The organism is Flavobacterium nackdongense (assembly GCF_004355225.1).
Lineage (GTDB): Bacteria > Bacteroidota > Bacteroidia > Flavobacteriales > Flavobacteriaceae > Flavobacterium > Flavobacterium nackdongense.
The window spans coordinates 119,720-132,734 of the sequence record NZ_CP037933.1; the positions used below are offsets into that span (position 1 = coordinate 119,720).

The following is a 13,015-nucleotide window of genomic DNA, read 5'->3' on the forward strand; positions in this document are numbered from 1 at the left end:
TTATAATCAAGATCATGGACGAATAGTTTTTTATAAATGAAGTTCCGAAATATATATAGTTTTGTGATAAGTGCAGGTGAAACTTCGCTTTGCATTCCAGAAAAGGAATACGAAGAATGATTGCTAAAACCTAAAACATTGCCGAAATTTTTGCAATATTTACTTTTTTATAATTCTAAATTGAGTATAAAAGTGGGTTCTTATCATTTTTTGATATTATATCTTTATTTTTGACCAATGAAAAATGCTCTCCAAAATCATCTCGCTCAAAATTTCCCTTTTTTAATTGGAAAAAAACTGCTTTTGGCTACCAGTGGTGGTCTAGATAGTATGGTAATGGTCGATTTATTTCGGAATTTGTCTTTCGAAATAGCAATCGCGCATTGCAATTTTCAACTTCGTGGCTTAGAAAGTTTTGGGGACCAAAATTTTGTTCAAAATTATGCAGAAGCTAATGATGTTACATTATTTTTGACTCAGTTTGACACCGAGGCTTTCGCCAATGATTATAAACTTTCGACTCAAGTGGCTGCGCGTGAATTGCGTTATAGTTGGTTTTACGAGTTATTGCAAACAGAAAATTACGACTACATTCTAACTGCGCATCACGCAGATGATAATTTAGAAACCGTTCTTATCCATCTGATTCGTGGAACGGGTTTGGATGGGTTGACTGGAATTCCGCCGAAAAATGACAAAGTGATTCGGCCATTATTAGCATTTTCCAGATCGGAAATTGAACAATATGCTAACGATAATACAATTGAATGGCGCGAAGATAGCAGCAATGCTTCTGATAAATACTTGCGGAATAAAATCAGACATAATTTGGCTCCCATTTTGAAGGATTTGAATCCCGATTTTCTTACTTCTTTTCAGAAAACACAAACCTATTTGCAAGAAGCTAAAGCTATGGTCGATGACGCTTCGTTTTTGGTGTACCAAGAAGTTGCAAAGGAAAAAGGAACCGACGTTTACTTTGATTTGAATCAGTTGAGGAAGTTACCCAATTATAAATCCTATTTGTACCATTGGTTCAACGGTTTTGGTTTTTCGGCTTGGGAAGATATTTACGATTTGGTTGATGCCCAATCGGGTAAGCAAGTTTTTTCGGAGGAATTTAGGTTGTTGAAAAACAGAGATTTTCTCATTTTGAGTCCGATTCCTTCAGGTGACGATGAAGATGTTTATTTTATTAATAAAAATCAAAAAGAAATTAAAATTCCCTTAAAGTTATCATTTAGCAAGGAATCTGTGATAAGTTTGTTACAAAATACCGCTATTTTTGTCGATGAAGATAAGATATGGTATCCATTGGTCTTACGTCGTTGGAAAGAGGGTGATGTTTTTCAGCCCCTGGGAATGGATGGGAAATCTAAAAAAGTGAGTAAATTTTTCAAAGATGAAAAATTATCCTTGATTGAAAAAGAAAATACGTGGATTTTGTGTTCTGACAATCAAATTGTGTGGATCGTAGGAAAGCGTCAAGATGAGCGTTTTAAAATTAAAAATACAACCAAAAATATACTTAAAATACAATTGAAATAATGAGAAAAATTAGTGTTACATTTTTTGCTTTACTCGCATTCGTTTTAGGCAACGCTCAAATACTAGATCCCGTAAAATGGACCACAAAAATTGAAAAGAAATCTGAAACCAATTATATACTGACGTTTAACGGTATTATCGAAAACGAATGGCATATGTACTCTCAGTTTACTCCTGATGGAGGACCGTTGCCATTGGAAATCACTTTCAAAAATCAAAAAGGGAATTACAATTTGATTGGCAAAGCCAAAGAGGGAAAAACCACTACCGCTTACAATGACGTTTTTGAAGTAAATGAAACTTTTTTTGTCAAAAATGCGCAAATACAACAGGAAATTACTTTAATAAACTCCAATACCAAGACGATAGAAGTTGAATTCAATTATCAGGTTTGCAAACAATCGTGCATTAATATAGAGAAAAAATTCAGTTTTGTAGTGCACTCAACTGCTAGTTCCTCTTCGCCAGTTGTTTCTTCGGATCCAATAACCAAAACTACCGCCGAGAATGATACAATAAAAGAAGCTTCTTTAGAGCCCAGTTTGGGTCCCAGTAATTCGATGGTTGCCAAGCCGGAACAGCCGATTTCTTCTGGTAATCAACCGGAATCACAAAAAGGACTTTGGTCAATTTTCTTGATTGCTTTTTTATCTGGTTTTGCCGCACTACTGACGCCTTGTGTTTTTCCAATGATTCCAATGACGGTAAGTTTTTTTACAAAACAAAGTAAAACGAGAGCACAAGGGATTAAAAACGCGATCATTTATGGAATTGCCATAATCTTGATTTATGTTATTTTAGGATTGATTGTGACTTGGATTTTTGGTGCCGATGCTTTGAATGCTTTATCGACCAATGTCTGGTTCAATCTTATTTTCTTCCTTTTATTAGTTGTTTTTGCGGTTTCATTTTTGGGTGCATTCGAAATTATGCTACCCAATTCTTGGGCGAATAAAGTCGATAGCCAAGCCGATAGAGGAGGGATGATTGGGATTTTATTCATGGCGCTAGCATTAGCCATCGTTTCCTTTTCTTGTACTGGGCCTATCGTTGGAACGCTATTAGTCGAAGCAGCTTCCAAGGGAGGAATTGCTCCGGTAATTGGAATGTTTGGATTTTCGTTGGCACTTGCCTTACCCTTCATGCTGTTCGCAATGTTTCCAGGTTGGTTGCATTCATTGCCCAAATCGGGCGGATGGCTCAACACGGTCAAAGTGGTTTTAGGATTTCTAGAATTGGCTTTGGCTTTTAAATTTTTATCCAATGCCGATTTGGTTTTGCAATTGCATTTGTTAGAAAGAGAAGTATTCTTGGCAATTTGGATTGCAATTTTTGGAACATTGGCACTGTATTTATTCGGAAAAATTTCATTGCCTCACGATAGTCCAATGTCACATATTTCAGTGGGAAGATTGTCTTTGGGCTTAGTGGTTTTATCCTTCACGATTTATATGATTCCCGGACTTTGGGGAGCACCACTGAAATTAATTAATGCTTTTCCACCACCAATGGAATATAGCGAAAGTCCACTAGGATTTGGCAGTTCAGGAAATAATCCTGCAGCCACAGTTTTACCAGAGGGAGCTAAATTAGGCCCCCATCAAATTGTAGTTTTCGATGATTATGAGAAAGGATTGGCGTATGCCAAAACAGTAAATAAACCTATAATGCTAGATTTTACCGGTTTTGCCTGTGTTAACTGTAGAAAAATGGAAAATAATGTTTGGTCGGATGAAAGTGTTTTATCTATTTTGAAAAATGATATCGTTTTAATTTCATTATACGTTGACGACAAACGTGAATTACCCCAAAATGAACACTTTATTTCTAAAACTACGGGCTCCGAAATAGAAACAATAGGTGATAAGTGGACCGATTTTATGATTTCAAAATACAAAACGAATACTCAGCCACTGTACGTTTTGACTGATTTAGAAGGAAACAATTTGAATCAATCTACGCCCACCATTAGTTATGTAAGTGTTGAAGAATATGAAACTTGGTTGAAAACAGGTATTTCTCAGTTCAAAAAATAAATTCAAACAAGACTTTAATAGTTTGTTATTCCTATTATTGCAAAATAATTACAACCCTCCATTTATGAAAAAATCATTTCTGATTACGCTTTTGTTTTTTGGTGTCTTTGCGTTGGCACAGGAAAAAACAACAAATTATGTTGCAGAAAATTACTCCAAGAAAGAAGTTCATATCAAAATGCGTGATGGTATCGAATTGTTTACTTCAATTTATACTCCAAAAGATACTTCAAAAAAGTATCCGATACTGATGCAAAGGACACCTTACGATTGCGCGCCTTATGGTGAGGATAAATTTAAAAGAAGCATCAGTCCTAGCGAAACAATGATGAAGGAAGGGTATATTGTGGTGTATCAGGATGTTCGCGGACGCTATATGAGCGATGGTTTGTATGATAATATGCGTCCGTTCCTACCAAATAAAAAAAACAATAAGGATGTCGACGAAGCCTCTGATACCTATGACACCATCGATTGGTTGGTAAAAAATGTGAACAACAACAACGGTAATGTTGGAATTTGGGGTATTTCGTACCCCGGATTTTATGCATCCTATTCTTTATTGAGCAACCATCCTGCATTGAAAGCCGTTTCGCCACAAGCCGCAATAAGTGATTTCTTTTTTGATGATTTTCATCATAATGGTGCGTATCTGTTGAGTTATTGGAAAGTTACGCCTTTATTTGGACCACAAAAAAGTAAACGAACCACCGAGGATTGGTTTCAATTTCCCAATATCGGAAGCAATGATGATTATCAATTTTTTTTAAATGTCGGGCCTTTGGTGAATTTAGACAAATATTATGATAAGAGTAATGAATTTTGGCAACAGCTAAAAGAACATTCTAGTTATGATGAATTTTGGCAAAAACGGGGAATTCTGCAACACATGAAGAATATAAAACCCGCTGTAATGTTTGTAGGAGGCTGGTTCGATGCGGAAGATTTATACGGTCCTTTAAACACGTACGCCACTGTAGAAAAAAACAGCAAAAACTACAATACCCTCGTTATGGGGCCTTGGAGTCACGGTGACTGGGCAAGAAATTCCGAAAAACAAGTGATTGGGAATATCAATTTTGGAGACAGTATCTCTGGTTTTTATCAAAAAAATATCGAAGCTAATTTTTTCCGACATTTCTTGAAAGGAAATGGAAAAGGGGAGAATAAACTTCCTGAAGCTTATGTTTTTGATACAGGAAATAAAGAATGGAAAACCTATGATGCTTGGCCTCCAAAAAATGCAGAAACGCAAGTTTTTTACCTACAAGGAAATGAGAATTTGTCAAGAAAAAATAATGATACAGGTTTTGAAGAATTTAGTAGCGACCCAAAGAAACCAGTACCTTATTCTGAAGATGTCAAACAACAAGGGCTAACACCCAGAAAATATATGACCGACGATCAGCGTTTTGCTGCAAGACGTCCCGACGTATTGGTTTTTGAAACCGAAGTATTAAATGATAATGTTACATTGGCTGGCGATATTCTAGCTAAATTACAAGTTTCAACGACAGGTACCGATGCGGATTGGATCGTAAAAATAATCGATGTTTTCCCCAATGATGAACCAGAAACAAAATATGTACAGCCTAATTTAAAAATGAGTAATTACCACCTGATGGTTAGGAGTGAAGTGATGCGCGGACGTTTTCGTAATAGTTTTTCAAAGCCAGAACCCTTTGTTCCAAATCAAAAAACAGCGGTGAATATTAAGTTGCAAGACGTTTTTCACACGTTCAAAAAAGGCCACAAATTGCAGATTCAAATTCAAAGCACTTGGTTTCCATTGATTGATATAAATCCACAGACTTTTGTAGATAATATTTTTTACGCGAAACCCGAAGATTTCAAAAATCAAATCCATCGTGTTTATAACGATTCAGAAATCGAAATTAAAGTGTTGAAATAATTGAAATTTTCATTTCTATATGGAAATCATTTTATCAAAGTTAATTTTGGTACGGGAATAGCGAACATCTGCCATTCTCACGCAAGAAAAACTATATAAGAAGAGGTATATAGGACATTGGATTCGCTTGACCGATAACTTAGGTCTTAAAAATAATAGTGAATAAAAAATAGTCTCTTTTCTGCGGCCAATTTAGATTTTGCTCAGTTCATAGCAATTGATCCAGTCAGTCACAGACATTTTTGCTGCAAGTTCAGCGATTAAGTCAAAAGGAATTTGGTCTAATTTCTTGAAGCGGATACAACTTTTGCCCATATCTAATTTGTGCTTGCTATTTTTAGCGAATTCGGTAATGAACCAGTGCATAAGTTCCGGATCGGTATATAATCCCATGTGATAGATGGCAACAAAATTCTTTTGTGATGCAATACTCAAAAAAGGTAGCGGCAGTTTCGGATTGCAATGATACCCATTTGGATAGAGGCTATGGGGAACCACATACCCTAACATTCCGTAACTGATCTCTTCTTGGAAACCTTGCGGAAGAGAATTCAAAATGCAAGTTCTAAGTTTCAAAAAAGGCTCCTTTCTATCTTCAGGAAGTTCGTTTAGGTACATTTCGACGGTTTTGGCTGTAGAAATCATAATTATATTTTTTAGTAAAGATATAATTTATCTGTTTTCTTGGCTATAGTTCGGGCTTTTTTTTAGAATACCAAAATTGTAGTGTGTTTTTTAAAATGTTATATTCTAGTGGTTTACAGCTGCTATTTTTTTGAAGTTCGGCGCTGTATATGTTAAAATATTGTTAAATTGTAGTACTATGCAAAACAAGATACTGTCTTTTAGATATATATTTGCATAGGATATTATTATATGATTTTGATAAACACAAAAAATAACTTTAAAAAAATAACTATTATGAAAAATTTAATCATTTACACAGGAATTGCATTAGTAGTATTAACTAATTTAGACAATATTAATGTTGATTATAGGAGTGGAGTTGTAACTTCGCAGGAATCAAAAAAAGAAATTGCATCTAGCAAGAGTGCTCAGACAATGGCTTCAACCACTGCGGTAACTAATTTAACTAAAGAAGCTAAACAAATCGGTTATAGTAAAAAATACAGCTCCCTACGGCAGTTGTCAAATATTGAATCGGATAAAGCAAATTGCGTAGTTGAACCAGTTGAGGCAGTTGCTACTAAAACAGTTGTAAAAACTACCGACCTGCTAATCGCAGAAGATAATGCAATCACAGAAAACAACATTTCAAATGAAACACTGACGTTAGATTTTGACCTAATCAATAGTATTTCAGATGATTATGAAGAAGTTGAGCCGCTAAATAGTTTTAAAAGTGAAAAAACAGCCGACCTGCTAATTGGTGAAGATAATGCAATGACAGGAAACAACATTTCAAATGAAACACTGGCGTTAAATTTCGACTTAATCAATTCTATTTCAGATAAATATGAAGAAGTTGAGCCTGTGAATATTCCGAAAAAAGAAAAAACAGCCAATCAACTAATTGCTGAAGATAATGCCATCACCGAGAACAACATTTCAAATGAAACACTGGCGTTAAATTTCGACTTAATCAATTCTATTTCAGATAAATATGAAGAAGTTGAGCCGGTAAATATTCCAAAAAAAGAAAAAACAGCCGATCAACTAATCGCTGAAGATAATGCTGTCACCGAGAACAACATTTCAAATGAAACACTGATATTAGATTTCGAACTAATCAATAGTATTTCAGGGGGGTATGTTTATGTTGAGCCAATACTTTTACCAAAAAAGGAAAAAACGCCCGACCAACTGATCGCGGAAGATAATGCCATCACCGGGAACAACATTTCGAATGAAACCCAAGCATTAAACTTTGATATCATCAATAAATAGTCTAAAATTTGAATCTAATCCAACTTTAAATAATTTGCGACAAGGGGAAGTAAAGATAGAATTTACTCAGAAAGCACCATTATAACTCAATAATGATGCTTTTTTTATGTTTAATATTTAAGAAATGTAGTAGCCTTTTATTTTAATTTCTAATCGACCAAATCAAAGCATCAAAATATACCGTCAAGAAGAAATAATAATTCTTAATTTAGTTTTGACATAGATTGAACACCCAAGATGGGCAAAAAATAGCAACAAATTCATTAAAATACCACTGAATTCATTGCAATAAACATTGTAAATTTGCAGCAATAAAATTATAAAATGCTTCAATTAAAAAATATTTCCTTCACTTATATCGAAAATCCTGTTATCGAAAATGTCAGCTTCGACATTGTCAAAGGCCAAAATGTGGCTCTCATTGGTGAAAGCGGTTGTGGTAAAAGCACCTTGTTGAAACTTTTGTACGGGATGTATAATCTCGATCAGGGCGATATATTTTATGATGGAAAAGCAATTCTCGGTCCAAAATACAATTTAATTCCCGGCGAAGATTATATCAAATATTTGGCGCAAGATTTTGATTTGATGCCCTACATTACTGTCGAAGAAAATGTAGGAAAGTTTTTGTCTAATATCTATAAAGAGGAGAAAAAAGCAAGAGTTGAGGAACTCTTAGAAATGGTCGAAATGACTCAGTTTGCCAAAGTAAAAGCAAAATATTTGAGTGGGGGTCAACAACAAAGAGTCGCTTTGGCAAGAGTTTTGGCAGTAGAACCCGAAATTCTTTTGCTGGACGAGCCTTTTAGTCAAATCGATTCTTTTAGAAAAAATTCCTTGCGTCGGAATTTATTCAATTATTTCAAAAAGAAACAAATCACCTGCATCATCGCGACGCACGATAGCGCCGAAACCTTGTCTTTTTCAGATGAAACGATGGTGTTGCAAAACGGTAAATTAGTAGCCAAAGGAAAATCAAGAGAACTCTATGAAAATCCACCAAATTATTATGTCGCTTCCCTGTTTGGTGAAATCAACGAATTAAAACAGTCTCATTTTACTGATATCGAAAGTGCTGACGCAACCCTTTTATTGTACCCACATCAACTAAAAGTGGTCGAGGAAGGAAAAATGAAAGCCATTGTAAAGCAATGCTATTTCAAAGGAAATCACTATTTGATTAAAGCCGCTTTCGACCGTAAAGCTATTTTCTTCGAGCACCATTCAGAGTTAGATTTGAATCAAGAAGTTTCTTTACACCCCATCAAAGCACTATCAAAGCCCCATCAAAGCCTTATATAGAGTATGAAAACCCTACCTTTAGCATTATTCATTTAAACTAAAAAAAGTTAGAAAGCAGTGTCAAATTCTGACCAAGCTCCAAATGAAAAAATCCCTTCCTTTAGAATTGCAAAAGGAAAGGATTTTGAAAGTATAGAATGCTATTTTTCTATTTAAAATAAGAAAACGTTTCCTCGTTTTCCATTTTCAATAAAGTTTCATAAATCAATTGTATCACATTTTCTACATCGTCACGATGCACCATTTCAACCGTGGTATGCATATAACGCAAGGGCAAGGAAATTAGCGCCGAAGCCACTCCGCCGTTACTGTAAGCAAAGGCATCGGTATCGGTTCCAGTTACTCTTGATGAAGCCAATCTTTGGAAAGGAATTTTTTTCTCCTCTGCTGTATCCAATATAAGTTCCCTCAAATTATTCTGAACCGCTGGAGCATAAGTAATAACGGGACCTTTTCCAATTTTAGTTTCACCTTCTATTTTCTTATCAATCATCGGTGTAGTCGAGTCATGGCAAACATCGGTGATAATGGCAACGTTGGGTTTGATGGTTTTGGTAATCATTTCGGCACCACGAAGTCCGACTTCTTCCTGAACCGAATTGGTAATATACAACCCGAAAGGAAGTTTTATTTTATTTTCGTGGAGTAAACGAGCTACTTCGGCAATCATAAATCCTCCCATTCGATTATCAATCGCACGACAAACAAACTTGTTTTCGTTCAAAATCATAAATTCATCGGGATAGGTAATCACACAACCTACATGAACGCCCAAAGCATCAACTTCCTCTTTTTTAGAACAACCTATATCAATGAATAAATTGTCGATTTTAGGAGCTTCCTCCTTACTGCGATTACGCGTATGAATCGCCGGCCAACCAAAAACACCTTTCACAATACCTTTTTTGGTATGAATGTTAACCCGTTTCGAAGGTGCAATTTGATGATCGGAACCACCATTTCTTATTACGTAAATCAACCCGTCATCAGTAATATAATTCACATACCACGAAATTTCATCGGCGTGACCTTCAATGACTACCTTATAGGGAGCTTCTGGATTGATAATTCCTACTGCAGTACCATACGTGTCTGTAATAAAGGTGTCAACATAAGGTTTTAAATAATCCATCCATAATTTTTGTCCGGAACTTTCGTAGCCCGTTGGAGATGCATTATTCAAATAATTTTCTAAAAATGTAAGAGATGTCTTTTTTAATATCGATTTTGAACTCATAAAAATATTTTTTGGCTAAATTAAAAAAATGGCATTACAGTTGTATATAAATGTATAATTTTGTCACATATATTAATTACTGTCATGAAGATTACCACTTTTTTCTTGTTTTTCCTTTTTATTTCTATCTCGGCCACGGCTCAAGTAACCCCAAAAGATACGATCAGCGATGGATTTTATATAAGAGATAATGATACTATTTTCAAAGACACCATCCAATTAGAAGAGATTGTGCTCTACAAAGGCAAAATAGACGTAGAATCTAAAAAACAATTTGAACTCCTCAAAAATAGAGTTTACCGCACCTATCCCTATGCAAAACTAGCATCGGAACGATTGACCGCCCTCAATAGGGGTATGGCTAGTCTAAAAACAAATAAAGAAAAGAAAAAATATTTCAAAATAGTCGAAGATTACCTAAACAATGAGTTCGAGGCGCAACTCAAAAAGCTTTCGCGTAAACAAGGTCAAATTCTTATCAAGTTAATTCATCGTCAAACCGGAATCACGACCTACGATCTAGTAAAAACCCTAAAAAGCGGATGGACAGCTTTTTGGTCAAGCACCACGGCCAAAATGTTTGATCTAAATCTGAAAGCGCAATATCAGCCCTATGAGGTCAACGAAGATTATTTAATAGAAACCATTCTAGTGCGAGCCTTCGAATCACGCAGACTAATCAGTCAACCACCAGCAAAACCAGTAGATTACGACGACCTAACCGATTTTTGGATAAACAGAGCTATAAAATCAAGCAAATAGATTTTTTGGGCGTTCCCCGCTGCGGCGGGTCGGGCTATACGTTACAATTTCTAGTGCCGAACCCCGGCGCAAGAGTATTTCCACTGCACACGAGCGGAGCGAACTGGCGAAGCAATTCCTCACAAATACCAAGAGATAATCAATAACAACAGTCTTTATAGTAATCAAGAATCAATGATTTTATTGGAATTTCATCCTATTTTTATCTAGGAAGGGAACAAAGCTAAAAAAAGTTTCTATTTCAACCCACGGGATTTCAGCGATTTAAAAAATACTTTCAAAAAACTTCAAAAAAACGCTTGTGTAAATCAATATTTAGACTACTTTTGCACCCGCATTCAAGCAGACGTTCTTTTAAAAACTCGAAAAAAAATAGCAAAAAAAGTTGTGTGGATTTTAAAGATTCTATATCTTAGCCCTCCGCAAAATAAATTTTGATTGTTAAAATTTTATTTGAAAAATAAATTAATTTTTTCTTGCCAGAATAAAAAGAAGTTGTACTTTTGCACCCGCTAAACGAGAGAATGGCGATAGTAATAAAAAACGAAAGTTCTTAGACATATTGAATTGACAGCCGTTTTGGTTTGTAGAGACGTTGCACAGCAACGACTCGAATGAATTAAAACAATAATAAAGAGAGTAAGAGAATCGGAAGATTTAAAAAACCACTAGAATTTGAGTCGAATAATAAATAGCTTGAGCAATTGAGCAAACAATATACGATGAAGAGTTTGATCCTGGCTCAGGATGAACGCTAGCGGCAGGCTTAACACATGCAAGTCGAGGGGTATAGTAGCAATACTAGAGACCGGCGCACGGGTGCGTAACGCGTATGCAATCTACCTTTTGCAGAGGGATAGCCCAGAGAAATTTGGATTAATACCTCATAGTATGTGAGAATGGCATCATTTTCACATTAAAGTCACAACGGCAAAAGATGAGCATGCGTCCCATTAGCTAGTTGGTATGGTAACGGCATACCAAGGCTACGATGGGTAGGGGTCCTGAGAGGGAGATCCCCCACACTGGTACTGAGACACGGACCAGACTCCTACGGGAGGCAGCAGTGAGGAATATTGGACAATGGGCGCAAGCCTGATCCAGCCATGCCGCGTGCAGGATGACGGTCCTATGGATTGTAAACTGCTTTTGCACAGGAAGAAACAACATTACGTGTAATGTCTTGACGGTACTGTGAGAATAAGGATCGGCTAACTCCGTGCCAGCAGCCGCGGTAATACGGAGGATCCAAGCGTTATCCGGAATCATTGGGTTTAAAGGGTCCGTAGGCGGTCTTATAAGTCAGTGGTGAAATCTCCCCGCTCAACGGGGAAACGGCCATTGATACTGTAGGACTTGAATTATTAGGAAGTAACTAGAATATGTAGTGTAGCGGTGAAATGCTTAGAGATTACATGGAATACCAATTGCGAAGGCAGGTTACTACTAATGGATTGACGCTGATGGACGAAAGCGTGGGTAGCGAACAGGATTAGATACCCTGGTAGTCCACGCCGTAAACGATGGATACTAGCTGTTGGGGGCAACTTCAGTGGCTAAGCGAAAGTGATAAGTATCCCACCTGGGGAGTACGTTCGCAAGAATGAAACTCAAAGGAATTGACGGGGGCCCGCACAAGCGGTGGAGCATGTGGTTTAATTCGATGATACGCGAGGAACCTTACCAAGGCTTAAATGTAGATTGACCGTTTTGGAAACAGAACTTTCGCAAGACAATTTACAAGGTGCTGCATGGTTGTCGTCAGCTCGTGCCGTGAGGTGTCAGGTTAAGTCCTATAACGAGCGCAACCCCTGTTGTTAGTTGCCAGCGAGTGAAGTCGGGAACTCTAACGAGACTGCCAGTGCAAACTGAGAGGAAGGTGGGGATGACGTCAAATCATCACGGCCCTTACGCCTTGGGCTACACACGTGCTACAATGGCCGGTACAGAGAGCAGCCACTACGTGAGTAGGAGCGAATCTATAAAACCGGTCACAGTTCGGATCGGAGTCTGCAACTCGACTCCGTGAAGCTGGAATCGCTAGTAATCGGATATCAGCCATGATCCGGTGAATACGTTCCCGGGCCTTGTACACACCGCCCGTCAAGCCATGGAAGCTGGGGGTGCCTGAAGTCGGTGACCGCAAGGAGCTGCCTAGGGTAAAACTGGTAACTAGGGCTAAGTCGTAACAAGGTAGCCGTACCGGAAGGTGCGGCTGGAACACCTCCTTTCTAGAGCCTAAATGTTAGCAAAAAAATGTATAATGTATATTGTAAAAAAGTATAAAGAGTCAAATCATTATACGATATA

The 13,015-nt window shown here is 36.9% G+C and carries 8 protein-coding genes and 1 rRNA gene; 7 read left to right on the forward strand and 2 right to left on the reverse strand.

What is annotated here, in order from left to right; genetic code table 11:
* Nucleotides 1-237: 237 nt before the first annotated feature.
* The 3 genes from tilS to E1750_RS00525 all read left to right on the forward strand — a co-directional run bounded on the left by tilS (nt 238) and on the right by E1750_RS00525 (nt 5,496).
* On the forward strand, nt 238-1,548 hold the full coding sequence (tilS, locus tag E1750_RS00515) for a tRNA lysidine(34) synthetase TilS (protein WP_133274876.1): 1,311 nt from the start codon (nt 238-240) through the stop codon (nt 1,546-1,548).
* A complete protein-coding gene (locus E1750_RS00520) occupies nt 1,548-3,584 on the forward strand; it encodes a protein-disulfide reductase DsbD family protein (RefSeq protein ID WP_133274877.1) in 2,037 nt (678 codons plus the stop codon). Before tilS ends, E1750_RS00520 begins: the two co-directional genes overlap by 1 nt.
* Nucleotides 3,585-3,648: 64 nt before the next feature.
* The gene (locus E1750_RS00525) at nt 3,649-5,496 is read left to right on the forward strand and encodes a CocE/NonD family hydrolase (protein ID WP_133274878.1); all 1,848 of its coding nucleotides are present in this window, start codon (nt 3,649-3,651) and stop codon (nt 5,494-5,496) included.
* 192 nt (nt 5,497-5,688) lie between these two features.
* Here the strand turns inward: E1750_RS00525 and E1750_RS00530 are convergent, their stop codons facing one another.
* Nucleotides 5,689-6,141: a DUF1801 domain-containing protein gene (locus tag E1750_RS00530; RefSeq protein ID WP_133274879.1), complete on the reverse strand. Its 453-nt coding sequence runs from the start codon at nt 6,139-6,141 to the stop codon at nt 5,689-5,691.
* Between the two features lie 276 nt (nt 6,142-6,417).
* Here E1750_RS00530 and E1750_RS00535 point away from each other — a divergent pair, with 276 nt between their 5' ends.
* Together E1750_RS00535 and E1750_RS00540 are read left to right on the forward strand one after the other, a co-directional pair.
* Nucleotides 6,418-7,404 (forward strand): hypothetical protein, encoded by a 987-nt coding sequence (locus E1750_RS00535; protein ID WP_133274880.1) that lies wholly within the window; start codon nt 6,418-6,420, stop codon nt 7,402-7,404.
* Nucleotides 7,405-7,728: 324 nt separating this feature from the next.
* The gene (locus tag E1750_RS00540; protein WP_133274881.1) at nt 7,729-8,706 is read left to right on the forward strand and encodes an ABC transporter ATP-binding protein; all 978 of its coding nucleotides are present in this window, start codon (nt 7,729-7,731) and stop codon (nt 8,704-8,706) included.
* Nucleotides 8,707-8,854: 148 nt separating this feature from the next.
* On the opposite strand, the gene E1750_RS00545 is transcribed toward E1750_RS00540, so the two are convergent.
* Nucleotides 8,855-9,943 (reverse strand): M42 family metallopeptidase, encoded by a 1,089-nt coding sequence (locus E1750_RS00545; protein ID WP_133274882.1) that lies wholly within the window; start codon nt 9,941-9,943, stop codon nt 8,855-8,857.
* Nucleotides 9,944-10,003: 60 nt separating this feature from the next.
* Between E1750_RS00545 and E1750_RS00550 the strand changes: the two genes are divergently transcribed.
* Nucleotides 10,004-10,705, forward strand: a complete 702-nt coding sequence (locus tag E1750_RS00550) for a DUF4294 domain-containing protein (RefSeq protein ID WP_317126131.1) — start codon at nt 10,004-10,006, stop codon at nt 10,703-10,705.
* Nucleotides 10,706-11,424: 719 nt separating this feature from the next.
* Nucleotides 11,425-12,936 (forward strand): 16S ribosomal RNA (locus tag E1750_RS00555).
* The last annotated feature ends 79 nt before the right edge of the window (nt 12,937-13,015 follow it).

What these genes read in the sequence shown, in the direction of transcription:
- E1750_RS00535 (WP_133274880.1), top strand. Translation starts at nt 6,418, where the DNA reads ATGAAAAATTTAATCATTTACACAGGAATTGCATTAGTAGTATTAACT.
- E1750_RS00540 (WP_133274881.1), top strand. Translation starts at nt 7,729, where the DNA reads ATGCTTCAATTAAAAAATATTTCCTTCACTTATATCGAAAATCCTGTT.
- tilS (WP_133274876.1), top strand. Translation starts at nt 238, where the DNA reads ATGAAAAATGCTCTCCAAAATCATCTCGCTCAAAATTTCCCTTTTTTA.
- E1750_RS00545 (WP_133274882.1), bottom strand. Translation starts at nt 9,943, where the DNA reads ATGAGTTCAAAATCGATATTAAAAAAGACATCTCTTACATTTTTAGAA.
- E1750_RS00520 (WP_133274877.1), top strand. Translation starts at nt 1,548, where the DNA reads ATGAGAAAAATTAGTGTTACATTTTTTGCTTTACTCGCATTCGTTTTA.
- E1750_RS00525 (WP_133274878.1), top strand. Translation starts at nt 3,649, where the DNA reads ATGAAAAAATCATTTCTGATTACGCTTTTGTTTTTTGGTGTCTTTGCG.
- E1750_RS00530 (WP_133274879.1), bottom strand. Translation starts at nt 6,141, where the DNA reads ATGATTTCTACAGCCAAAACCGTCGAAATGTACCTAAACGAACTTCCT.